Here is a 24,027-nt window from a genome sequence, read left to right as displayed (position 1 = left end):
CCCCGCACCCACTCGGGGCTCACAAAACGGGAGCCGCCCCAGCTTCGTCGTCTCCCTCCTCGCGAAGTTCTCTCGCCCGCATCCGCAACGCGGCCTGGACCTGCGTGCGGTCGCGGTGCTGTGTCTCGTAGGCGACGTACTTCTGGATCGTCTCGATTGAATCCATACACCGTATGCCGGCCCGAATCGGCCGGAGATGGTCAGAGTCAAGCAGTGTCTCTGGGGGAAGCCGCTCAAGAATCGGGTCTGAATCTCGTTCGGGCATTGCACTCACTCTGCAGCAGCAGAAAACTTCCCGAGGGTCAGCTGGTCGTCTACTTTAAATCGACACTCTGGGTACTGGGCGAGGATAGTCTCGTCAAAGACCTCCCAGAACACCATCTTGTGAGGGGCGGTCCGCTGCCAGAACCGAGCGTGATGCAATCCCTCTTCGACCCGTCGGGCTTCGACCTGCGGCCAGCACTCGCGCTCAATCAGCGCCATGCAGCCGCACCCTCCGGCCGATCCTGCATATACGAGTTCGCCAACGACAGGCCTGCGTCGAGCGTCTCCCGTGTCCCGACAGGCTTGGTCGCTCGTTCAAGTCGCCACCTGTTGTCGTCCCGTTTGAGCAGGACCGTCGCCCCGGTGTCGGGGATGTGCCAGCCGATCGTATCGTTCCCAGCGGCGAGATACTCCCACTCCCCAGCGACAGCCTCCCGGGCCGCGACTTGCCTGTCGATCTGGCTATCCGAACGGGGCCCGCCGGCGCCGAAATCGCCAAGCGTGGCTACCTCGCCGGTCATCGCAACGCCCCCCATTTCCAGTGTTCCAGTTCGGCAAGAATTGCATCGACGATGAGTGCGACCCGATCGACCAACGGGACCTGATCATTGACGTCTACGGTCACCTGTGCTCGGAGCTCAAGGATATCCGGTATCGACAGCCACGGAACCCGGTCGACCACGCGGTCCAGGACGACAGCCGCAAGGTCGGCGTCAAGCGGTTGCTGCTCGCGAACAGCCGCCGTGACAGGAACAACGAGGTCCCACCGTTCGGGGAGCGTGCCACCAGTCCGACTCTGTTCGTGTCGCAGGTGCTTCTGAGACATCCTCTCACCCGCCAGAGGAACACAAAATCTGGCTACGCGCTCCACAGGCCAAGAACAGCCTGTTCGCTCTCAACAGGAGTCCCGCTAGTCGTCTCGGAACTTTCTGTATTGAACGGTGGCTTGGCCAGCCGGACAGCATCGTCATTGTACGACCACTGACTCCGCTTCACACAGTCGATGGGGAGAACAGGACTGCAGTCGACACAGGTACAGACTCCCCCGTCAAATCCAGCAATCTCGACTGACCAACCGATGACACTCTGGATTCGATGTGTGTCTTCTGCTGGCCGGCGTGTACCTGCCGACTGGCATCCGACAGCCCCACAGCAGTCGCAGGTCCGCAGATACTCCTGGTCTGCCTCGTGGAATAGGTGGGCCGCCTCCTCCGTGTTGTCCCGGTCGGCGAAGGCACACTCGCCACAGATTGTGAAGTGGTACACACCTTCTTCCCTGTCAACGTCGGCAGGCCACCGGAGATACGTTCGCGTCTGCCCGAGGTACTCCCAGTTTCGGCTCCCGCAAAACCGGCAGTACTCGGCCTCTGCAGAGTTGGAGATGTTGCTCATGCTGACCACCGATCCAGCGTCGACTGTCCGCAAATGCGTTTGACGGGACAGAGGAACCGCCACTTGTATCGCTCGCGAATCGGCTTGTCCTCGCGATTGCTCGCCTGCCCTGGCTCCCGATACCCGGTACAGGTCCAGCCCTTGTCCCGCAATGCCCGGACCATCGCACCGTCGAAATCCGCTCGCACCCACGTCAGGAGAAAGCGGACGTCCCCATCATCGTGTTCGCGAACGAACCGCTCTTGGGCCCGTGCAAGCGCCGCCGAAGCGAGGTTGGGCATCCGGACGCCGAGGCAAATCCGAGCAGCCTCAACGATGGTGTCGCCGGAGATCACCTCGCTGTCGACAATAGGCTCGTCCGTCGACGGGAGTACCCGCCGGGCCGTTGGTCGAAGGCTCGCGGGGAGGGTCTCGATGTCCAGCGGTTCCGGCCGGAGCTGCCCGCCGACGCCGTAGTGAATACGCTTCTGCGAGATCAGCGGATACCGCCACGTGATGGCACCGACCAGCGCTCCCTGGAAGTACACGCCGTGGTGAGTGAGGTTCACCGACGGCAGCGAATCCATGTAGGAGTGGTGTGCGTCATAGACCGCCGCTGCTGTTTCGTGGTCTATTGGGTCAACCTCGACATGGTCGGCAAACTGGATGCCCAACGGCGCCGTGAACGGCTGTCCGTTTGCGTGGATGGGGCACGAGCACGATGCGTTTGGAAGGTGCTGGAACGACTGTGGGTCGGGATATGAGGTTGATTTTGCCATCCTCTCGCCCGCCAGAGGAGCACAAAATTGTTCTGGGCTCTAGACCGGTAGTGAAACGGTTCGAGAACTAAACCTTCGAGATTGGATTGGTGCCATACCGAATCAACTGCCAGCGTGAGCGTGCATATTGAGTAGAAATCTCACCGAGATTATATGAAATTGCAGACAAGCCGTGATTTTATTTCCTTATGTTTGTCCACAATTCCAGAATATCAATAGAGTTTAGTCACCAACTATGTTTTAATTAGATAGTGGGCCTCTTGTCGTCATCTCTACTATTTTCTCTATACGTTGTGGTTTTCGTTTTGGCGGCACTCGGCTGTTTCGGCAGTCTCACTCGCCTCCAGCGAATTAGTGATGTAGACACGCGTCACGGAATGTTAGCACTTCTTCTGACGAGCGGTGGGTGGGCAACTACACATGTCGGGTTTCTCGTTTCGCCAACGAAACAGCTTAAACTCGGCTGGTATGTGCTCGGCCTGATTTTCGGCCTTGCAGCTGTTGGTGCATGGCTGTACTTCTGTTCGGCCTATACGAACCGAACGTATCATCGCAACCCACGGTATCGTCGCCTCGCTGTCGGTGTTTTCGTCGTACTCGTCGCTGTGAAAGTCACGAACCCACTCCATCACGGGTACTTCACAGCGACTACTCTTGCTACGCCGTTTTCTCATCTGTCTGTCTCTACGGGTCCGCTTCATTGGACCGCAATGGGATTGTCCTACGCGCTAGCCTTTGTGGGCTATTTTATGCTCTTAGAGTTGTTCACCGTGATCGACCTCAATACGCGGCCGCTCATGCTGCTTGTCGGGATTACTGGTCTCCCAGTCACAATGAATCTCATAGGCTATACAACTCCCGCCCTCATCGATATCACATATGAACCCCTCGGTGTGGCGGTTTTTGCGGTAGGTGTCATGTTCGTCTATCTCGACCGATTCGAGGCCGTTCAACTCGCTACAGAACAGGATTCCCCTATTATCTCTCTTGATGCGGACAATCACATTCGGGACACGAATCGGGCTGCTCGGCGTTTCTTTCCAGAGATCACCACTGCAGGCGGTGAACCGCTTGAGTCGACGCTTCCGTCCGTGGCGGAGTGCTTAGAAAGCGAAAATGAGCTCTTGGAGATTTACCACGATGGGGAGATTCGGTATTTCCGACTCACGGAAACACAATATGGAACGGTGAAACGGGGACTTGGTAGCACCCTGACGTTGACGGATGTGACCGAACGCGAGCAGTATCAGAAGGAATTAGAGCGCCAGAATGACCGTCTCAATAGGTTTGCCAACCTCATAAGCCACGATATGCGGAATCCACTCAACGTCGCTCAGGGTCGGTTTGAACTCGTCCGTGAAGACTTGGAGTCGGATGACGACAACGTAGCGGCAATTGAACGGGCACACACGCGAATGGAGACGCTGATCGATGAGATTCTCACACTAGCACGAGATGGCCAACAGGTCGAACAGTGGGATGCGGTACGGCTCTCGACAATCGCTACGGACTGTTGGGAGATGGTTGACACTGGCGATGCCGAGATAATTATTACATCTGATCTCACTTTCAAGGCGAATCCCGACCGGGTGAAGCGACTATTCGAGAATCTCTTCCGAAATGCGATCGACCACGGGGGCTCGGATGTCGCTATAACCGTGGGTGCGCTCGATGGCCCAGCCGGGTTTTACGTCGCTGATGACGGCCCCGGTATTCCCGAATCTGAGCGTATCAACGTCTTTGACCCGGGCTATACAACTAGTGACACTAGCACTGGATTCGGGCTTGCCATTGTCTCTGAGATTGCTACTGCGCATGGATGGACGATTCGCATTACCGATAGCTCCGCCGGTGGCGCTCAGTTCGAAATCGTGGACGTAGAACTCGTTAAGTAACACAGTTCACTCTCCACAGCGATCAATACTCAGATCTGTTATTGGCTAAGTTGATACAGCTCGGCTGGAACTGTTATGGTCTAGTTCACTGACACCATTTCTCATGTTGAATCGCTATTCGAAGCTCAGCCCGTTAGTGAACAAACCGACTTGGTGGTAACGAGTACTGTCGGTCACGACTTGTTCTCTCGGCTTCGAGGAGGTTGTACTGAGCCATCTTCGACAGACAAGTCCGGACAGTCTGTTTCGTTCGGGAGTCATTGATGACATCGCTATAGTGATCATGCGAATGTTTTAGAAAGAGAAATATTCAAAAACTCACCTTTATATTAAATGCCTGATTGTGGTCCAGCATGGGCACACAAGAAGTTTCTCTGGAAAGTACAATTGGAGGGGTAACTGCGGAGGGAAAACTCCATACACTAAGCGTCTGGTTCATCCTCGCATTGCGATTGATGATGGGTCTGGCGTTCCTTACCGCGGGCCTTGGCAAACTGCTCGGCGGCGGGTTCAGTGCGGCAGGCTACCTGGCGAATGCGCCAGCCGCAAATGGGAGTCCGCTGGCCGATCTGTTCATTTCGATGTCCCAGACGGGATGGTTCATGGACTTCGTGAACGTTGCCGTTCCGTGGGGCCAACTGTTAATCGGTCTCGGTCTCATTGTTGGTTGTCTCACCCGCTTGGCGGCATTCTGGGGCGCGTTCATGATGCTCATGTTCTATTTCGGAAACTGGGACGTCAGTCACGGATACATTAATGGTGACTTCGCATACCTACTGGTGTTCTTGTCCGTAGCAGCGTTCGGTGCAGGCCGCATCATCGGACTGGATGCCTACATCGAGCAGTACGACGTGGGCGGCGAAACACTCATCGAGCGGTATCCATGGATGCGGTACATCCTCGGATAGCAGGTCCGCCACTAATTAATCCAATATTGAGCGGTAACCGAGATCGGTCTCACATATCGGTAACTGAATTCACTGTACTGAGCGATTCACGACTATATTAACAAGCCGCAACTCCTCTTTTCAGGGTGAAGATAGTGGAATATCCTCTCGGTCCATCTGCTATCTAACCGGCGTTCAGAAGCACTCCACGGGTAGTCCCCCTTCTGTCGGGTCTGGAACCAGTTTTGACTCGTCTTCCTGGTGCCCCCTTATGACTCTCCGGTGTACTACTGCTTCGTCAATGTAGTAGGAGGCATAGATGGTCGGTGAATCCGCCTCAACTTGCCTGTCTCCTTGCGCATATCCATAACCGTATGTGTACTTGAGGCGTGCAATTGCTGCTCCTTTCGGGGCCTCGTATGTCCATGTGTCGTAGATAATAATGCTCGCATGGATAAGATTAGCACTGTACTGAGAGTATAGGTCGTTTAGTCGGAATGCCCGCTCGTATGCCTCTATGTAGGGGAGAACCACCGACTCGTCCGACAAGGACTCCGGGCGCTGTGGATAGGTGTAACGTCCGTCCACTGGCTCTTCGCTGGTGGGTGGTTTGGGCGGCCGGTTAGCGTCTTCGCAGTCATACACCGGGGTTTCTACTACTGTCCGTGTCTGCGACTGTGTTCCCGTCGGTGACTCGGAAGTCCCACTCATACAGCCACTCAGTATCGTAGGCATAATACTACTGCCAGCGAGGAGGGCAGCGCGTCGTTTCATTTTGTCAATCTTCAAAACCCGCCGGTAAGTGCTTTGTCTGTATCGAACGAATCCATATACTCGGCTAACAAGAGTGTTTATCTCGCGCCTACATTTGTGGTGTCCGCTCGGCGATGACGATACCATCCTCTGGTCCCTCTATATACAGCGGCTCGTGCCCACGGAAGTACAGCGTGTATCGCTCCGGAGTGTACTGATACCCACTGGACAACGTCGCAAGAGCTCGAGACAGCAGCCGAGCCGAGAACAGCGGCTCGTTCCGGTGGTTCGACAGCTGCCCTGACTGCAGCGATTCCCAGCCCTCGAAACCGTAGTTCGCCGGCGGCGTGTACGTTGACCGAGCCGTCGCGATGAGATAGTCGGCTCCATCGACGATCCGTCCGGCACCTCGCGCTGTACTCGGGACATATTCGACACGCCCGTCAAATGCGGTATCTGACTTCTCTTGCCAGGTCATCTCTCCCGGTTGCTCAACGGTGGGTACAGGCGGGCCCCGAACCCGCTTGTCTCGGAGATGGGCTTTCGCGTCTGCTTCGCAGCTGAAGCTCTCTCCGCACGAACACTCGAACGTCTCGTCGTTCCCGTAGTACCCGTCGGTATCCTGCGAGCGGACTATCTCCCCGTCATCGGTGACGTAGATCCGGTCGGCGTACTGCCACGAGTAGGCGGCCTCGACTTCGTGGCTGTCGGTCGCCGTGTCGAACTCGAAGCCAGCGGGTTCGTCGGTCTGTGCGTCCTTCTCTGGAGTTGGATCGATGGTTGCCATCCTCTCACCCGCCAGAGGAACACAAAATTTGACGCGCTTAACCAACACTGAACCACCGAAACCAGTCAGTGTTGGTTAAACTCTGGAACCCGACAATCAGCCGTCCTGCTGGTTCTCGAGTCGAATTTGCCTCGTGGCACGGAACCGGTCGTCGACGTCCTCGAACGCCTCGAGGCTGGCCTGTTCGGTGCCGTCGATATCCACTCCCTGATGGCCTGTCTGCCACGAAGCAGATTGCCGTACGTAGCCACCGTCGAAAGCCGAGAGTTCTGCACGCCGGGCAGGGGCCGCCTCGGCTGAGAGCTCGTCGGTCCGCTCCGAGAGCCACGCCATCTGGTCGAACATCCCATCGAAGTCACGCTCCTGGAAGGGGAATCGTACGGTCGCCTTTGGCGGGAGCGCCCGGTGCGTCTGGCGACCAGTTCGGATCGCGGTCGGACGGCCACTGAAGATTTCGCGTTCGCGCAACGCGTCGATGTAGTCGCTCCCTGCCAGGACGACCAGTTCTCGACACGGCGATTCCTCCTGATCGGCGGCAAACGGCCGCCGAAGCCAGCTGCTCAGCGCCGAGTGGACCAGCATCGCCCACCGGTCCAATTCAGTTTCGACCCGCTCACCCGAGGGCAGTTCGTACGTTGGCTCCCCCGCAATCGGAACACCCCGAAGGTCCTCAATGGTCGTGTCGTACGGGTCGACCTCCAGCCGGGGCGGCAGGACCGCGTGTTCCGCCGACAGGATGGCCCACGCGTTCGCCCGCCGGTCGGCCGTCCCGGCCCACTGGACGGCGGCTTCGGCGTACTGGCGCTTGACCGCAAAGTACGACGACGTGTACAGATCGCGGGCCTCCACTGGTTCCGAAGCTTTCGCGGCGCCGCATCCGATCAGGACGAAGCGGCCACGGGTTCGCTCAACCGTCATGCTCACCGGCTGTCTGGGTGTTCTCCCTCAAACACCTCGCCGGATTCCTGGGCCCGGCGATGCTCGGCCTCGATATCCTCGGGCTCGGTCTGTACCGCTGGGTCGTCCGCTGCATCGGTCGAGTCTGTGCTCATATTGATTCTCCCTCACTCGCATGGGAGTCACAAAATCCAACTCTTAACCAACACTAGACCACTGAGCCCGCAACTGTTGGTTAATACAGGTTTCACGGCCGCTCCTCGCCGACTGGCATCAATCCCTCGCGGTACTCGATTCGGTCTCGTTCGTGCTTGGACCGATAGGCCAGTGTCTGGCCATTTTCGTACTCGACGACAATCGCATCCTCGAGGTCCCGACCGTTCGCGTGCCTCCCATCGACAGTCCAGACGGGGTCCATCGGTTCCGCTGTTAGCGGGTTCCGCCCTTTTTCGCTCGCGGGCCACACGCCGACCGACTGCCAGTATCGCTTGATTCCTCTGAGGCTCTCTCGAACCGTCTCCCGAATCGAGAGATCGTCGGCGTCCCGATAGCCGTGAGGCGAAAACGACTCCCCTTTGAGTGCCGCGAGGTGGATGCCATTCCAGTCCACGCCGATGATGTCTGCTGGCTCTTCTCCGGTGACACGGGGTTGTGTGAGCTCGTCGATTACCTCGTACTGCTTCGGGGGACTCGCACCCAACAGATGCACCCGCCGGCCCCGCCAGTCAACGATGTTCGTGTACTCCTCAGCTATCTTGTCTGAGTATCCCATCGGATAGCCGAGGATGATGTCGTCGTCAATCACGTCGATTGCGTCCCGGCACTTTGGGACGACAATCAGTTCCGTTCCGGGAAACTTCGACTTGAGTTCCCGTGCGGCGCGGTTATACTCGCGGGCTTCATCGATGTCGTAGGCATCCCCGAGTATCCCGACCGACGGTTCGTATTGCTCAAACCGCTGGATATACCGGTCCAGATCGGGATTCCGGAAGTCGTTGTCCAGCATCTCGATGGGGACATCGACGTTGCGCAGCGACGACTGGAACGTGTAGTCCTCGCGAACACCGATGGTGAATCCGAGTCGATACGCGTCGACGACGAACGGCTCACGATGGAGGAATCCCACGTATTCGGCCCGCTGTGCATTGTCGATGGCCGTTGCTGACCAGGAGTGGATTGCCTCTGAAGACATGGAACACCGAGCCCGCCCATCGGCGCGCCCAGCTGATCAGCGCGCCACAAAACTACCCTGGTGCTGCCCACAGGAACCGAAAACCACCGAAGACTTACTGCCGTCGACGAATTGTTTTTGATTGGAAGGAACCTGTCACACGCTCCTTCCATTCCCTTTCGTATGCCCAACGACGCAGAGATACTCGGTCGGTGTCCGGACTGTGGTGAGTCCATCTCTCGTGCCTGGCTGCTCGTCGAATACGAGACAAACGACGGCGACACCGGTATCTGGGCTGAGTGTCCAGACTGCGACGACGTTGTCGCCCCGGAGTGACGCTAGCTACGCTTCAATCTGGACGATAATATCGCTCGCCGTCCGTGAGATCCGATCCAGTCGGTCCCGAACAGTCTCCGATGCTTCCCCATCCCAGGCCGCGAGATAGAACGCCGCGTTGTCCGCGTCCAGTCCGAAGTGCCGACTGACGATATAGGCCACCGCCTCCGCTTCGACCTCCCGACTGGCCCGCTCTGGCTCGTCATCACACCCGAAGTGCAGCAGTGCATGCGTGTACTCGTGGATGAGTGTACTCGCGAGGTCAGCCCGATTCTCCCGGTCAACCACCTCGACTACCGGATTCACCGTTGCCGGACTCCGTCGCTTACACACGCCTCGTGCGTCTCCATGCTCCCAGTCCGCCGGATCGACGATGCGGGCGTCGACACCGAGTTCCTCGCTTGCCGACAGCAGTGCTTCGACCAAGCCATCCGAGTCACCGTATGCCTCTGTCTCGAGTTCTGGGAGCGGCTCACCCTCTGTCTGGGAAATGTCGAACACCGAGGTCGGCCGGAAGCCGACGAGTCCTCGCGACCACTCCTCGGGCTCGGTCTCGTCGTATTCGCAGTCGGCACGGTCGTGGTACGATGGCGAGTTCCCGCACTCCGGGCATTTGTCGGTGATGATAGGTGCCCAGATCCAGATTGCCTCCTCACCTGCCTGGACCTGCCGGTCGAACTCGTCTTTCCAGGTCTGATACCCGGCGACTTTCGTTGCCTCGGGACACTGCATCTTGATGAGCAACGTGTTCCGGGCCGAGTAGTCGTGGAACTTCGACTGGACGTCCAGCCATTGCTGAAACTGCTCGCTGGCCTGTGCCTCGTCAGTGAGGTTGGCGAGGTCCTCGACCCACGCTTCCAGCTGCTCTCGCATCTCGTCTGCTCGCGTGTCCGAGTTGTCGAACGAGTGGGTGGTTGCCGCACTGGGCTCCTGGTTAGGAGTATCGGAGTTCATAGTCGACATGAATCTGTGTTGGGACGCACTCTCGGGCACGCCCCCGCACCCTCGTTGGGGGTCAGAAAATTGCTGTTAACCAACAGAGTGAAGATTCTGGCTCCGAATGTTGGTTAATGGCCATGGCAGAGGAACCCACGCCGCCGGCGGCACTTCCGTCGGGGATTGCCGGTAAGTGTACATCTCTGTCAGCGGACCAACTTCGAGACCTCGCGAAGTACGCCGAGTCCCTGGCCGAGTATCGCGAGCAGGAGTCGCGACTCGAGGCCGAAGACGAGTCGTCGGATGAGGAAGCCAATGACAGACCCGATGGGGTCCCGGCCGGGGCATCAGTCACAATCAAGGAAATCAACGACAATCGCTACCGTTACTGGCAGTGGCGTGACGGCGACAAAATCAAATCGAAGTATATCGGTCCGGCTAATCCCGACGACTAATCTACTGTTGATTATGGTTCGTCGGTGGCCGCTTCCCAGCCCCGGTGGAAATGGGCAAGCGCGATGTTGGAATTGAACTTTTCACCGGAAGGCCGGTGTACGAGGCACTGGTCCTCGGGCACTGCCACGACGATGCCAGCGTCTTTGAGGTCCTGCACAATCTCCCGAGCCCTAGATTCCTCGAGGTTGAGTGTTTCCACTCGTCGGTTGTCCCGGTCTTGTGCTATCTGGCGGCGCTCGAACCGTTCGTAGTCTGGTCGTGTTTTGTCCATGGTTGCTCCGCACTCTATCGGAGTGCACAAAACACAGCAGAGTACGATACTTGTCTCGATTAGCACAAACAGATGCGTTGCTCTATAGGACGACACATAGCTGTATTCTGAACGTTCCCACTCCGTATTGCCGTTGTAAAAAGACATTTCGACCGGTTACTGTCTGGTCTTGTGTGCGTCAGACGCCCCGTGTTGCCGCTGTAACGATGGCTGATTTCTGTATCTGCCAGAGAAATTAAGATTGACATCCTCCTCCGCGTAAACTCGGAGGAATCCCGAGCGGTGGGAGTTTCAGGTTCGCAGTCCAATCACCGGACTACCAGACCTTTTGGGCACGGGTAGTCCCACGGTATCGGACTGGTGGACTGCTGGTGGTGCCAAGACGCCGTTACCCCTATCCTCAACCGTGTATGGCGTCCCAACGTGTTGTTTTTGCCACGGGGACCCCAGCAGGCGTCAGCAGGCTCGGGGGTATCGTCTGACTCGCTTTGAACAGTCGGCACAGACACACCCTTCGAGGATGTGACGTTCACCGCCTGCTCTTTCGGATACTGTCTCATTAGATGGGTGGACAGGCCACCTCCGAAGGACGGTTCGGAATCCGCTCCGTTCCGACCGATTCCTACCCATAGACATGGTTGCCTGTCACTTAAACGCCAGTATTCTGAAACTCAGAGTGCTGTCGAACGTGGGCTCTCTCCCAAGTGACGGCGCGTATCCACGGCGTGAACACCGTGGTATTGCGCCTGTTCAGCGTATAAATACCAGAGCTATCGACAGTCACACCCCATGTTGCCGCTGTAAGTAATAGCGCCTACCACTGTATCTCACAACGATTGCTTCCTAGCAGTTGTGGTAGCTTATCTCAACAGTTCTAATCTAGTGGTTTTTTATATTTCCATGTCGTTTGCTACCGTACTGCAATTTTGGCGTCTAGAACTGCCATACTCGTTTTGGCAGTGATAAGGCGAATCTATGGTTGCTAACTTTGGTATAATATCCACTAAATTCAGTAGTAGCGAACCTCAGTATGGTATTTAGGCTAATCAACCTCTTGTTCTACTGGGCCGTACACTCAATCTTGTTTACAGCGGCAATATGGGGTGTGGGGGGAACTTTACATCCATGTTACAGCGGCAATGTCGGGAGGTATCCAGACACCAATGAATTGAAACTCTGTCGCACGGCGCTTCTTTCCTCTATTCACGAGGGGATGTTTACATGCGAGGCTGTTTTACAGCGGCAATCAGGTGGGATAGATACTTAACCATCTGTGATAATGAAGCAGTATGTCCGATTTGGGTTCCTTTTTTGACGAAGATGACCCCATCTTTGCCAACAAGGATTTGCTTCGCGTCCAACATCTCCCTGATAAGGATCGAATCATTGGGCGCGATGAGGAACTCACACAGCTTGCCAATGCGATTAAAGACGCTACCCAAGGTCGGACACCGAACAACGTGTTAATCTATGGAAAGACCGGCACCGGGAAATCGCTGTGTACGAAGTATATTACCAATGATTTGACCGAGTCAGCCAAACAAAACGATGTTGAGGTCGGTGTTGCCTACGTTGATTGTTTTCAGGACTCCACCGAAACGCAGGCTGTCCGGTCAGTTGCCAGTGCACTCAATATGCCTGACGAGACTAATATTTCAGTTCCTATGTCTGGACTGAGTACATCGAATTATTATCGAAAGCTGTGGGATATTCTTGATGCCCAGTACGACGTCGGCCTCGTCATCCTTGATGAGATCGACAAACTTGACAACGATAATATCTTGATGCAACTCTCACGAGCTGCCGAGTCGGGCAAACTCACCGAGAGCACCTTAGGAATCATCGGCATCAGCAACAAGATTCGGTACAAAGAGAATCTTAACGAGAGGGTCCGATCAAGCCTATCGGAACGTGATCTCGTCTTCGCTCCGTACGATGCCAACCAGCTACGCGACATTCTTTTATCTCGAAGTGATGCCTTCCATGATGGCGTCTTGGGCGATGAGGTCATTCCGAAAATCGCGGCCCTCGCTGCACGTGAGCATGGAGATGCACGGAAGGCAATCGATATTCTGCGATACGCTGGTGAATCTGCATACGAACGCGGTAGCGAAATCGTCTCTGAGGAGCACGTCGACGAAGCCCACGAACGGGAGGAACGAAATCGCCTGTCGGAACTCATCTCGAAACTACCGACCCACTCAAAACACCTTCTGCATGCCCTCGCACTACAGGCTCAACAGCACGACGAGGACGAACCAGAGATTCCGACCGAAGACGTGTATTCATTATACGAACTCATGTGTGAACAGGAAGGTTCGGAGCCGCTCAAAAACCGTCGTGTCCGTGATCTGCTCTCGGAGTTAGAGTTTTTATCTGTAATCCGGCAACAGCACAAGGGCCGGGGTCGAGGACGCGGCGCCCATACGGTAAATCAGTTAGTTGATGACCCAGAACTCGTCATCAAAGCCTGTAAGTCCGCATAATAGCCGTTTACAACGGCAACACGGGGTGTCTATGTCAGTGGAATATATTGTCCACACCAATATTGACAACCAACAGCTTAATGTTAATAATATGTCTTTTTACAGCGGCAGTGAGGGGTGTCTCGATCGGGACAACAACTCCTTACAGCGGCAATAAGGGGTGTGGTTTTCATATCATAGTATATTGAGTCAGATAAAATACAGATGGAATATGGCACTACATATTGAGTCATGTCCGTGATTGGTTCTATAACTGCTCTCACACAGCTCGTGCTTCCCGCGATAATCACGACCACTTTTGCAGAGAGCTAGCACCTCTGCTTAGCCCTAATCGTAGCAATGCTGGTGGCAAATATTCCGTCTGAGAATTGGCAGCACACTCTTATGATATCTGCTAAGAGAGATTTATATATGGGTCATCTGCCAGACGTTCATGTTCTACACGTTGATGACGAGCCGGATTTTGCTGACGTCGTAGCTGACTTTCTCGAACACGAGGACAATAGACTCGTAGTCGAAACCGCAACGAGCGCCAGCGAGGGATTAGACAGACTTGCTGACGAGGACTTCGACTGTATTATTTCTGACTACGATATGCCCGAGCAGAACGGAATCGAATTCCTTGAAACAGTTCGTGAGATGGCTCCTGACCTGCCGTTCATCCTGTTCACCGGCAAGGGGTCGGAAGAAGTTGCTGGCGATGCCATTTCGGCTGGTGTTACTGATTACCTGCAAAAAGAGCGGGGAACTGACCAGTACACCGTGTTAGCAAATCGGGTCCGAAATGCCGTCGAACGATACCGTGCCGAGCACGCCCGGGAGCGTCAGCGTAAAGCCAGCGAAACCGTGCGCGAGGGCATCGGCATCCTCAACGAGGACGGCGAATTCATCTACGTCAACCAGGCGTACGCGGATCTCTACGGCTACAACCCCGAAGACATACTCGGCCAACACTGGGAATTGGTGTATCCCGACGACGAAGTAGCAGTCGCACGGACCGAGATTTTGCCGACGGTCGCTGATGAGGGCTCCTGGAGCGGCGAAACGACCGGTCTCCGAGCTGATGGTACTACCTTTCCCGAAGACCACCGAGTCGTCCAAACGGATTCTGGAGAATTGATTTGTTCGGTTCGGGACCTCTCTGCAGAACAAGAATTGCAAATCGAACTGACGCGATTCTCGACGCTCGTAGAGACGCTCAGTGACCCCGTCTACGTACTTGACGAGACGGGACGGTTCGAATACGTAAACGATGCGTTCGTTGAGATGGTCGGGTACGACCGCGAGACAGTTCTTGGGGCGACACCAGCACTGATCAAATCACCAGAAGTGGTCGAACGGGCCGAAACCAATCTCGGTCGCATTCTCTCATCAGACGGTCCCGACAGCGTGCAGTTCGAAATCGAGATCCAGCCCAAGGACGGGGAGCCGATTCCCTGCGAGGACCACATGGGTGTCTTACCCTACGAAGGGGAGTACTTCGAGGGCTCAGTCGGGATGTTGCGTGACATCTCCGAGCGCAAAGAGCGCGAACAGGAATTGAAACGGCGGAACCAGCGTCTTGATGAGTTCGCCAGCGTCGTCTCTCACGATCTCCGGAACCCGCTGAACGTGGCCATCGGTGGGATAGATCTCGCACAGGCGGAGTATGACAGCGAACACTTGGAGCGCGCCGAACGTGGTCTGAATCGAATGGAGGCTTTGATCGACGACCTCCTGACGCTGGCTCGTGGAGGCGAGAGGATAACTGATCGCGAATCAGTCGATGTCGCGCAGTTCGTTGAGGAGTGTTGGTCGAACGTCGAGACAGAGGACGCCACGCTCGTCACCGACGTTGATTGTACAATCGACGCCGACGAAAGTCGACTGAAGCAAGTGTGTGAAAATCTCGTTCGTAACGCTATCGAACACGGTGGCGACGACGTGACCGTAACTGTCGGTGAGTTTGAGGAGGGGGTCTATATCGAAGACGATGGCTCGGGGATCCCCGAGGACGAATACGATGATATATTCACTGCGGGATACTCGACGAGCGACGAGGGAACGGGCTTCGGGCTGAGTATCGTCGAACAGATTGTCGAGGCCCACGACTGGGAGATACGCGTCACAGACGGCTCCAAAGGCGGTGCGCGCTTCGAAATCATCAGAAGTGAGTTCGTTACTGCGTAAGTCGACTGTCGTAGCCGATACTCCGTCTGTATTCCAAAATCCCACTGTCGGTGTACGTCTACTTTCGATATCGATTCATCCGACGGGTCGTCTGACAGTCCGTCGACGAGCTGTCCGTGGCTGCCGACGGAATGAAGATGATTGTCGGCGCCGGAATTTGAGCTGGTCTCGCCGGAGAGGATGGCTGAAGCTACTGTTTGCGCGTACCGACACCTGAGATGACGATACGGATTCCGTCTTGATACGACGTATCGAGCGTTGCCTCCCAACCGTGGGTCTCGGCGAGCATCCGGAGGTTCGGAAGTGTCAATCCGGCCTCAGCGTCGGGAATCGCGCTCCCATACTCGAAATACGATACCGGGTCGGTGTTGCCAGTCGGCGCACCGTCATCGGTTATCGCAAAGCCAGTGTCGGTGACGGTAACGGTAGTCTCGGTCGCACCGTTGTGCGCACCGAACGTGAACGCGTTGATAAACAGTCTTTCGAGACGCTCGGGGTCAGCTGTGACTTCTACACTGGATTCAATGGAGAGGGAACCATTGTCAACGTCAGCAGTCGCCCATGCCGCCTTCGCGATAGTTCCGAGGTCAACCGTCTCGGTCTGGCTGTCTTCGACGCTTTGGCCGTATCGAGCGAGTTTTGCCAGGTCATCGACGATATCTGCCATCCGTTCTGAGGTGTCCGAGGCGGTCTGCAAGCTATCCCGAGCCAGATCCACCTCACCGTCTTCGACCGCGTCGCCAGCGATGTCGATTCTGGCGCTGACAATCTGCAGCGTGTTGAGCAGTTCATGCCGGATAGCGGCGGCGAACCCTTCCAGTTGTTCATTCTGCCGTTCTAGCTCCCGACGCTGCCGTTCGGTCCGAGTCACATCGGTAAACAACACCATCCGGCCGATGCCAGTCTGGCCCAGAGAAAAGCGCGTGTCGCTGACCAGATAGTGTTTGGTCTCACCGGCGCTGGTCCGATCGAGGATCCAGTTTCGGTCACCGAGTTCCGTGCTCGCGGGTGGGATAATGGTGTCCAGCGGTTCCCCCGTCGCCCCATTGAGGTCCGGGAACAACTGCTCAGCGCGTCCATTGTAGTGGCTGATTCGGTCATCGTGGTCCAGATAGATGACCGGTGCGTCAACGCCGTCGGTGAGCTGGACGGCGAGAAACTCCTCTTCGAACACGTACAAGACGCCGATTGCGAAGACGGCAACGCCAAGCGGCTCGTAGTTGATGTCAATGAGAGCATCGCTGGCGAAGCCGACGATATCGAACATCACAGGGAGGCCAGTAATCCCGACGAGAGCGGCCAGTGGCCGTGTATCGTAGTCGGCATCCAGAAATAGTTCGTACAACATAAAGAAGCCCACCGCGACAAGCGCGTAGGAGAGCCCGGTGACGACCCAGTGAAAAGTACCATGCATGATTGTCTGATGGGGGAAGGGCTCGGTGACGAAGGTTGTCTGGAAGTACCAGCCGTGGAGCGGGTTCGTCAGTTTCACAGCGACGATAGCGAGATACAGTGCCACTGCTAGACGTCTATACATCTTATTTCGGTGAAAAGAGCGTCCGGTATAGGCTGAGGTAAAATAGAGCCAGGCCCCGACGGTAGTGAGTCCGATGACCAGGCTGAGGGTGTAGGCTCCGTAGCCTACCGTAGGTGTTGGAGCGACCAGAAAGGCCAATTGTAGCGCGGCCCAGCCGCCACTCCCGACCAGCAACGCGACCAACCCTCGACGGGTATCGGTGTCTGTGACCTGCCTGGCACGGCCGAGTGCGGCTATACAGCCGAGCGCGGCCAGTCCGTAGGCGAAAACATATGCCAAAAACGCTGGAGAAACGCCGAGGACGGTCATCTATCAGATTTATTTGACTGACTGATTTGAGTCCTATGCCCGTATTACGACAGTTGATAATCACGGCACTGCGGTCAGCCAGCTACTGTTATATACGAAATTGTGGCAATCAGTATTCATTCACGAGATAAACAGGATTTTCCGTCTCTCTATTGCACGCGTGAAGGGTGATGCAAGAGTTTATACAATCACACAGCTAAGATTGAAGTGAGCTATGAGTCTTGATGAGGCGGTTGACGAAGCGCTTGCGACATATGGGATGTCGCGTAGTGAGGAGGCCGAGGAAACGGGCCGATTAGTCGCTACCCTTCAAGACTAACGCAGTCCACTAGTCGAGTTGCCGGATTTTCTCTGCGAACTCCGCTTTAGAGATCCCCGTAGTGTCGGTCAATTCTGGAAAGCCAGCTCGTTCGACTGCTTGCTCGACAAATTCTATCCAGAGGTCTTCGTGCTTTTCGGCGTAGAATACCTTCGCTTCATGCGGATACATATCAAGCTCATACTCTGACAAATCGATCATGACCTCGTGTTTCCGCTCAAGTGTCGTGGCTCCGAACCCACGCAAATGTTTGAATAAGACGTTCTTCCGACGAACAGTCAGAAGGCGCTTTGATTCGTTAATATACTCGTTGACCCACTCTCGCCAGTCGTAGGTCTCGGGCTCGATTTCGGTCTTTGTTTCGGGCATCGAAAAGTCGGCATTGATACGGCGCAGGTAGAACTGTATCAACGCCACAGCCGTCCGATGGTTGGCGTTGGGAAGAGCGTGCTTGAGAATCAGATTCGACGCGAGGCGCCCAGCGACATCTGTTGCCGTCCCCTCCCACGATGTCTCGTCAAACGCTTCGGGGAGGGCGTCAACGTCGATGTTCTTGTAGGCCTCCACAGGTGTTCCCTCTTCTTCCTCATTCTTCGAGAGAAGTGCCCGATATATCTCTAGGAGACGTGCGACAATCGTCCCGTTGTCCTCAGTCATGTCCGCAAGAGCGTCACTGATGGTGAGTTCGATATCGCTTACTGCACCGCCGCCCACGCGAGATGTGTAGACACCGTAGAACTCCGTATCCAGCTCGTATTCCATGACTTTCACAGCCACATCCCCGTCGTAGTCAACTATTTGCGACACAAGATTCTCCGGGTCTGGATTGACGAAATCGAGAGAGAACTGCTTGTCTGCAGGGTGGTGGTAGTAGACGTGCCCCATCTTGCTATCGGACAATTCTCGGAGAGCTTATTAAATGACTTCGTGGACGGGTGCAGGTTGGAGGACGTCCCCGATTGTGTCGAGAAGCACGATCTGGTATCTGTTGGATACTCGCTGTGGAGGGTAACCTCTGTTAATTATCGGGAGCAGTCCGGTCTGGGGACTCTCGTGATGTTCGTGCGGAGGTGGGCAACATCGGAGGCAGATACGCCGAGAGAGACGGACTACAGGTGGCGTATCTGATAATGTTGAACTGCCTAGGATATGATCAGGGGCCGAACCTATGTATTAAAAGGAAACAGCGGCGTGTGACTGTCGAGAGCTGTCAGGGCCAGGTCCCGGTCGACTCACCAGCGTCGAGAACGCGCTCGAGCGCAAGGACGTACGCGGCAGTCCGAAGAGACGGCAGAGAGCGACTTTCGTATGTGTGAACCAGATTCTGGAACTGGTCGACGATTTTGGTGTCTAGCTCTGTATTCACACGTTCCTCGGGCCAGTAGAACCGCTGGCGGTTTTGCACCCACTCGAAGTAGGAGACGATAACACCACCCGCGTTCGCGAGGATATCCGGAATCACGAGCACGTCCCGTTCACGGAGGATATCGTCGGCAGTCGGTGTGACCGGTCCGTTCGCAGCCTCGGAGATCACATCGGCATTGATATCACCCGCAAGCGACTCGTCGATGGCGTTCTCCAGTGCTGCAGGAATCAATAGGTCTACATCAAGGGTGAGCAGTTCCTCGTTGGTCAGAGTCTGTTCTGCACCCGGGTACCCGACAACGCTGCCGGTTTCCTGTTTGTGTTCTCTGACAGAGTAGGGGTCGAGTGAACCTGTAGCATAAATACCGCCGCTCGAATCGGACACGGCGACCACATCGGCACCCATCTCGTAGACGAGTTTGGCCGCGATCCAGCCGGCATTTCCATATCCCTGTACAGCGACGGAGGCCCCACTGAGGTCCTTGCCGAGATATTCAAACGCCTCGCGTGCGGCGATGACCGTCGACCGGCCGGTCGCTTCGACGCGACCCTCGCTCCCGCCATTCGATGTATCTTTCCCGGTGATGACACCCGGTTCCGTCGTATTCTCCAGCGTCTCGTACGTATCCCTGATCCAGTTCATCTCACGCTGCCCCGTATTCACGTCGGGAGCTGGGATGTCACGGTCAGACCCGATGAACGGCCTCAGCTCCGCTGCGAATGCGCGGGTGACTCGCTCGAGTTCCGACTCGGAGTACTCACGCGGGTCGATGATAATCCCACCTTTGCCGCCACCGAGTGGAATATCACTGGTGGCAGTTTTGTACACCATCCACCCCGACAGCGCCTTGACCTCATCACGAGTCACTCGCGGGTGGTAGCGGATACCGCCTTTGTAGGGGCCACGGTCACCGTTGAACTGTGACCGATAGGCACGGAACACCTCGGTCGAGCCGTTGTCCATCTCGACGGACAAATTCATCTCCACCACTCGCTCGGGTGTCTTGAGACGCTCTAGTTCACCATCTGACACATCAACATAGTTAGCTGCTTCATCGATCTGTGTCCGCAAACTCTGGTACGGATTTAGCTCCGACATATCTCTCTCAGGAGAATCGAGATACCAAAAGATGACTATCTTAGACGTGATTTTGTCCGTTTTCTGAGTTTAGTAGTCACTAATCGACAGGCGAGCAGAAATGATATTATGAATTAATTTCTATCCGATTTCCATTTTTATATCAAATTTCTTGAGTACTCGTTCGTCCCCGTCGGCGACCACTTCGACCGTCGTCTGAGTATCGATGGCAACCGCGTCTCCCACACGTTCGCACCCACTGGTCGGGACATCTATCCTGTCGACCCCTGGAAGCAGACAATCGCGGTGTCGCTCCCGTTCCAGCAGTGCGTGGCCGGACGGGAAGTGCCAGATTCGGGTGACGGCGCTGAAACACGCCGCAGTAGCCGGATCTCTGATGTGTCGCAACTCGGCGTCTCCGCTAGATTGGTTTTGTTCAGGCAGCATTGGACCACGCGAATTGCGCGTCGTACATTCGTGGCGTTTCGCACCCGTCGCTGGAACGCGCCGGTTGCCCTGACCGACGACTTGGCCCGATATCGGGGCCAGCAGCGACACCGAGGAGGCTGTCTCGACGGAATTGCTCGTGATCGACAGACGGAGAGCTATCCCAGTGCAGTCGAGAATCGGTTCGGGTTCCTGAGAGTGCGGTCCAGACCCGTACCATCGTCACTCGACCGGTGTCTGTCGGTTCCGCATCTCGCCACCACAGTCAGGGCAAGGGTCGGGATTGTCCTCCGCAGTGACGACAGTTCCACACTCGAAACACTCGTACGGCGTTTCCTCGTCGGGCGTTTGCGTGACATCTCGCATTGAGTATTCACGAGTGCCCGCTATCGACGCGCGACACTCACGAATACATACGCAGTACAGAACCCAATAGTCAGAAGTTTACTATCAAGGTATTCAGGCTACGGGGGGTTCGTTATTCAACCTGCTCTGTCTGACCGGCTACAGGGTGGTTCGCTTCCTCGAACACCGCCGTGAACAATTTCCGCTGTACCGTCCGGATATGCTGATAGAACGCTGGAGGAGAAATGCCGAGTAACGCCGCCACCTCTTCACCCGTGGACTCGCGTGGTGATTCGAAGAACCCGCTGTAGTAGGCCGTCTGGGTGACTTCCAGCTGGCGATCTGTCAGTGCCCCGAGAAACTGGGCGTGGATATCTCGTTCGAAAGCCTGGTCGAGCGTCTGTTTGCTCTGGAGGGTAACATCAGCGAATGTGTCGGTCACCAGTTGCCTGGCAGTCTGGCCATCGACACGTTCCGGAGCATCGATGGTGAGTGTGGTCTCCGTGGGCGACGCGACCGCTTCGCGAAAGACAGCCCCGTGGTCGGCGAGTTCCAGCGCGAGGAAGGGCTCTGTTAGCCCCAATCGCAGGACGCCACCGTCTGTATCGGCACTGATGGGCTGTACATCATCGATACCGGCTAGTCCCGATGCGGAGTCCTGAAGCGTCTCGATAGCAGCGCCGTCGACAGTCACGAAGACGTAGCTCCTATCGGTCGTCTGCTGGACGCCACCCTTGTACGTCAGAGTGCAGTCGGCTTCCCGCGCCAAACGCGAGAGAATAAACGTCGAATCCTCGATACCGAACACCAGGCGAGTTATCGACGTCGTGAGAAGCGCGTTCTTCCGTTCGATGGCGCTGAGTGCGGCAGCGATAGTCTCACCGAGTTCTGTCAGCACCGTCTGTGCCATCTCGTCGAACGCGTCTCTGGTGCTCGCGTAGACGGTGAGAACGCCGTAGGTCAGGTCATTGTACACCAGCGGAATACTCAGTACCGACATGAAATCGCGTCGCAGCGCGTCAGTTCGCCACGAATCTTCCCGCAAGTCGGCTGCAACGTTGGGAACCATCGTCACCTCATCAGTCGCCGCCGTTTGCCCGGCCGGCTCGGTCCCGGACGCTCCGACGGCAAATTGGTGGCCGTCCAGATATCCCTGTTCATTGCCGGCCCAGGTGCGAGCCTCCAGCGTCTCTGTTGTCGGGTCCACGGTCCCGATCCAGGCGAACCGAAACCGGTCATCGCTGGTCAGCAGGTCACAGACGGCATGGTCGATTTCCTCGCGGCTTTCAGCTTCGACAACCGCCCGGTCAATAGCCCGAATCGTCTCGTTGATCTGGTTCAGCGTCGTGAGTTGGTCGTTTTGCTGCTGGAGTTGTCGCTCCTGGGTCCGGAGCGTCGATTCGCGGGTCACACGGTCCAGGGCTGCCTCGGCGGCCGCAGCGAGCAAGTCGGCGAGTTCCCGTGTCACGTCGTCGAAGGCGCCTACGGCGTCCGATCCCGCTACGAAGACGCCATGGTCACCCAGCGGAATATAGCAGGCACTTCGCAGATCCGTCGCTCGGTTCTCCAGACGGTCTGAGTTGTGGATATTCTCGAACACCTGCGTGGAGCCGGTGATGAACCCGTGGCCTGGGAGTGTGTCGCCATCGGCGTGGACTCTCGGTAAGGGCCCGTGCAGGTCCCGCATGGTCTGTGAGTGCGCCGCCGGCCGGAGTTCGTTCGCGTCCGCGTCAAACAGATAGACAGCACTCGCCTCAACACCGATCACGTTCGACGAATCCTCGACGATGTGCTGTGCGATCTCATCGTGGGTCCCCGCATACAGGAAGGATCGCGCGAGTTCCTGGAGGGTAGCCAGGGCCTCTTCACGCTGTTTTCGTTTCGTAATGTCACGACAGCTATAGAGGACAGACCCTCCCTGGATGTCGACTTCCCTGACGTTGACCAGGAGTGTGTGTTCGCGACCAGCCTTATCGGTCGCCGTGCACTCGATGTTCTTGAGAACTCTGTTTTCAGCGAGGTCGTCACGGTCGAAGAGATTCTCACCAATTAACTCGTCTATGGTTTCTTGCTCGTAGATCTCTTCGGCGGTGTACCCAAATATAAAGTGGACGTTCGGACAGACGTAGGTGTATTCCCCGTCGTCGTTCGTGATGAGGACGGTATCGGTCATGTTTTTGAGTGTGACCCGGTGGAGCTCTTCGGACTCCTGGAGGTCGCGTTGCAGTCTGACCTGTTCGCTAACATCGATCCCCTCAACCACGATTGAGACGAGATCGCCACGGTCGTTCTTGACAGGGCGGACCGAGAGGTCTAAGACGCGGTGGGGGTTTGCTGGCGCCTGGAAGACGACGACGTTGCTAAACTGTCCCTCGCGTGCCTCCGCTACGAGCTGTCGAACATCTTGTCTGGCCGTCTCTGTTTCGTCCCACCACGGGAGTGTCCAGAACGTCTCCCCGATGAGAGCGTCACAGTCCTGATCGATCATCTCCCGTGCCGGTTGATTGACGCGCTTGAGTGAGCCCTGTCGGTCGAGTACCCACGTCGCCGTCTGGGTGTCCTGGAAGACCGCCTCGAACTGCTGTGCTCGCTCGTCACGAGTGGTCGTCTCCTCTGCTATACGAACCGCGTCCGCTGTCCGTTCGATCAGGTCGTCCATTGTCTGGTCAGCGGACTCGGTTACTGCAATATAATCGGTGACGCCAGCCCGGATAGCCTCGCTCGCGACAGCCTCGCTACCGGCTGTGGTGCCGAGAATTATCGGAGTTGACGGTGTCGTTTCTTTGAGACAATTCACTAGTTCGACCCCGGTTTTCTCCCTGAGCGTATACTCGGTAACGACACAATCAATGGAGATCTGACCGACGGTATCTAGTGCCTCAGACGCGTTAGAAACCGCCCTAACAGACGCTCCAGTTTGGCTGCGTACCGCATCTGTAAAGGCTTCGAGCCATTCAGTCGAGCCAACAACGAGGATTTGGGCCGTGTCAAGGGTGGGGGCAGTCACTGTCATCTGATTACACTACGTATCCGTGTGGACTGCTTGGCGCTGGACTCCATGTAGCGATTAGAGATGCTTCAATATGTATTCCCACACCCTCCTAAACAGTTTGGAGTGAAACCCGGAGTGACGGTCTGGTAGCCCGTCTGCATCCAATCGAGACCAAGG

24 protein-coding genes and 1 pseudogene are annotated in these 24,027 nt (G+C 56.2%); 6 read left to right on the top strand and 19 right to left on the bottom strand.

What is annotated here, in order from left to right; translation table 11 throughout:
- Nucleotides 1-19: 19 nt before the first annotated feature.
- From NJQ98_RS19195 to NJQ98_RS00775, 6 genes are read right to left on the bottom strand one after another with little or no spacing between them, the layout of a single operon-like run.
- On the bottom strand, nt 20-265 hold the full coding sequence (locus NJQ98_RS19195) for a DUF8129 domain-containing protein (protein ID WP_489146068.1): 246 nt from the start codon (nt 263-265) through the stop codon (nt 20-22).
- Nucleotides 266-270: 5 nt separating this feature from the next.
- Nucleotides 271-483 carry a hypothetical protein gene (locus NJQ98_RS00795; RefSeq protein WP_262174646.1) on the bottom strand — a complete coding sequence of 71 codons (213 nt, stop codon included), beginning with the start codon at nt 481-483 and terminating at the stop codon, nt 271-273.
- Nucleotides 474-785, bottom strand: coding sequence for a hypothetical protein (locus NJQ98_RS00790; protein WP_262174645.1), 312 nt, complete (start codon nt 783-785; stop codon nt 474-476). Before NJQ98_RS00790 ends, NJQ98_RS00795 begins: the two co-directional genes overlap by 10 nt.
- Entirely contained in the window at nt 782-1,090 is a 309-nt protein-coding gene (locus NJQ98_RS00785; protein WP_262174643.1) for a hypothetical protein, read from the bottom strand. Before NJQ98_RS00785 ends, NJQ98_RS00790 begins: the two co-directional genes overlap by 4 nt.
- Nucleotides 1,091-1,122: 32 nt before the next feature.
- Complete coding sequence (locus NJQ98_RS00780; protein WP_262174642.1) at nt 1,123-1,656, bottom strand: hypothetical protein; 534 nt, start codon at nt 1,654-1,656, stop codon at nt 1,123-1,125.
- The gene (locus tag NJQ98_RS00775; protein ID WP_262174641.1) at nt 1,653-2,414 is read right to left on the bottom strand and encodes a hypothetical protein; all 762 of its coding nucleotides are present in this window, start codon (nt 2,412-2,414) and stop codon (nt 1,653-1,655) included. Before NJQ98_RS00775 ends, NJQ98_RS00780 begins: the two co-directional genes overlap by 4 nt.
- A 251-nt stretch (nt 2,415-2,665) precedes the next feature.
- Here NJQ98_RS00775 and NJQ98_RS00770 point away from each other — a divergent pair, with 251 nt between their 5' ends.
- Nucleotides 2,666-4,309 (top strand): sensor histidine kinase, encoded by a 1,644-nt coding sequence (locus tag NJQ98_RS00770; protein WP_332843433.1) that lies wholly within the window; start codon nt 2,666-2,668, stop codon nt 4,307-4,309.
- 133 nt (nt 4,310-4,442) lie between these two features.
- Here NJQ98_RS00770 and NJQ98_RS19065 read toward each other — a convergent pair.
- Nucleotides 4,443-4,568: pseudogene (locus NJQ98_RS19065) on the bottom strand (AAA family ATPase); the annotation flags it as partial.
- 94 nt (nt 4,569-4,662) lie between these two features.
- Here NJQ98_RS19065 and NJQ98_RS00765 point away from each other — a divergent pair.
- Complete coding sequence (locus NJQ98_RS00765; RefSeq protein ID WP_262174639.1) at nt 4,663-5,217, top strand: DoxX family protein; 555 nt, start codon at nt 4,663-4,665, stop codon at nt 5,215-5,217.
- 174 nt (nt 5,218-5,391) lie between these two features.
- On the opposite strand, the gene NJQ98_RS00760 is transcribed toward NJQ98_RS00765, so the two are convergent.
- The 5 genes from NJQ98_RS00760 to NJQ98_RS00740 form a co-directional block, all read right to left on the bottom strand.
- On the bottom strand, nt 5,392-5,907 hold the full coding sequence (locus NJQ98_RS00760) for a hypothetical protein (protein WP_262174638.1): 516 nt from the start codon (nt 5,905-5,907) through the stop codon (nt 5,392-5,394).
- A 151-nt stretch (nt 5,908-6,058) separates the two neighbouring features.
- Nucleotides 6,059-6,781, bottom strand: coding sequence for a hypothetical protein (locus tag NJQ98_RS00755; protein ID WP_262174637.1), 723 nt, complete (start codon nt 6,779-6,781; stop codon nt 6,059-6,061).
- Nucleotides 6,782-6,832: 51 nt separating this feature from the next.
- Entirely contained in the window at nt 6,833-7,654 is an 822-nt protein-coding gene (locus tag NJQ98_RS00750; protein ID WP_284438460.1) for a DUF6884 domain-containing protein, read from the bottom strand.
- A gap of 2 nt (nt 7,655-7,656) precedes the next feature.
- The gene (locus tag NJQ98_RS00745) at nt 7,657-7,788 is read right to left on the bottom strand and encodes a hypothetical protein (RefSeq protein WP_262174635.1); all 132 of its coding nucleotides are present in this window, start codon (nt 7,786-7,788) and stop codon (nt 7,657-7,659) included.
- Nucleotides 7,789-7,880: 92 nt separating this feature from the next.
- Nucleotides 7,881-8,825, bottom strand: a complete 945-nt coding sequence (locus tag NJQ98_RS00740; RefSeq protein WP_262174634.1) for a DUF6610 family protein — start codon at nt 8,823-8,825, stop codon at nt 7,881-7,883.
- Nucleotides 8,826-8,987: 162 nt separating this feature from the next.
- Here NJQ98_RS00740 and NJQ98_RS00735 point away from each other — a divergent pair, with 162 nt between their 5' ends.
- A complete protein-coding gene (locus NJQ98_RS00735; protein WP_262174632.1) occupies nt 8,988-9,140 on the top strand; it encodes a DUF7837 family putative zinc-binding protein in 153 nt (50 codons plus the stop codon).
- A 6-nt stretch (nt 9,141-9,146) separates the two neighbouring features.
- On the opposite strand, the gene NJQ98_RS00730 is transcribed toward NJQ98_RS00735, so the two are convergent.
- Nucleotides 9,147-10,103, bottom strand: a complete 957-nt coding sequence (locus NJQ98_RS00730; protein ID WP_262174631.1) for an ArdC-like ssDNA-binding domain-containing protein — start codon at nt 10,101-10,103, stop codon at nt 9,147-9,149.
- Between the two features lie 113 nt (nt 10,104-10,216).
- Here NJQ98_RS00730 and NJQ98_RS00725 point away from each other — a divergent pair, with 113 nt between their 5' ends.
- Complete coding sequence (locus NJQ98_RS00725; protein ID WP_262174629.1) at nt 10,217-10,531, top strand: DUF6788 family protein; 315 nt, start codon at nt 10,217-10,219, stop codon at nt 10,529-10,531.
- A gap of 11 nt (nt 10,532-10,542) precedes the next feature.
- On the opposite strand, the gene NJQ98_RS00720 is transcribed toward NJQ98_RS00725, so the two are convergent.
- A complete protein-coding gene (locus NJQ98_RS00720) occupies nt 10,543-10,803 on the bottom strand; it encodes a DUF8069 family protein (protein WP_262174628.1) in 261 nt (86 codons plus the stop codon).
- A gap of 1,289 nt (nt 10,804-12,092) precedes the next feature.
- Between NJQ98_RS00720 and NJQ98_RS00715 the strand changes: the two genes are divergently transcribed.
- Complete coding sequence (locus tag NJQ98_RS00715; protein WP_262174627.1) at nt 12,093-13,289, top strand: Cdc6/Cdc18 family protein; 1,197 nt, start codon at nt 12,093-12,095, stop codon at nt 13,287-13,289.
- 411 nt (nt 13,290-13,700) lie between these two features.
- On the top strand, nt 13,701-15,458 hold the full coding sequence (locus NJQ98_RS00710) for a PAS domain S-box protein (protein ID WP_262174626.1): 1,758 nt from the start codon (nt 13,701-13,703) through the stop codon (nt 15,456-15,458).
- A gap of 190 nt (nt 15,459-15,648) precedes the next feature.
- Here the strand turns inward: NJQ98_RS00710 and NJQ98_RS00705 are convergent, their stop codons facing one another.
- The 5 genes from NJQ98_RS00705 to NJQ98_RS00685 form a co-directional block, all read right to left on the bottom strand.
- Nucleotides 15,649-17,304, bottom strand: a complete 1,656-nt coding sequence (locus tag NJQ98_RS00705; RefSeq protein ID WP_262174625.1) for a histidine kinase N-terminal 7TM domain-containing protein — start codon at nt 17,302-17,304, stop codon at nt 15,649-15,651.
- A gap of 328 nt (nt 17,305-17,632) precedes the next feature.
- On the bottom strand, nt 17,633-18,508 hold the full coding sequence (locus tag NJQ98_RS00700) for a DUF8172 family protein (protein ID WP_262174624.1): 876 nt from the start codon (nt 18,506-18,508) through the stop codon (nt 17,633-17,635).
- A gap of 325 nt (nt 18,509-18,833) precedes the next feature.
- Nucleotides 18,834-20,087 carry a Glu/Leu/Phe/Val family dehydrogenase gene (locus tag NJQ98_RS00695; protein WP_262174622.1) on the bottom strand — a complete coding sequence of 418 codons (1,254 nt, stop codon included), beginning with the start codon at nt 20,085-20,087 and terminating at the stop codon, nt 18,834-18,836.
- 648 nt (nt 20,088-20,735) lie between these two features.
- Nucleotides 20,736-20,879 (bottom strand): rubrerythrin-like domain-containing protein, encoded by a 144-nt coding sequence (locus tag NJQ98_RS00690; protein WP_262174621.1) that lies wholly within the window; start codon nt 20,877-20,879, stop codon nt 20,736-20,738.
- Between the two features lie 112 nt (nt 20,880-20,991).
- A complete protein-coding gene (locus NJQ98_RS00685) occupies nt 20,992-23,871 on the bottom strand; it encodes a bacterio-opsin activator domain-containing protein (RefSeq protein WP_262174620.1) in 2,880 nt (959 codons plus the stop codon).
- Between the last annotated feature and the right edge of the window lie 156 nt (nt 23,872-24,027).

The organism is Haloarcula laminariae (assembly GCF_025457605.1).
Classification (GTDB): domain Archaea; phylum Halobacteriota; class Halobacteria; order Halobacteriales; family Haloarculaceae; genus Haloarcula; species Haloarcula laminariae.
Note: the sequence above shows the minus strand (reverse complement) of the source record. Positions and strands in the feature narration are given on the sequence as shown.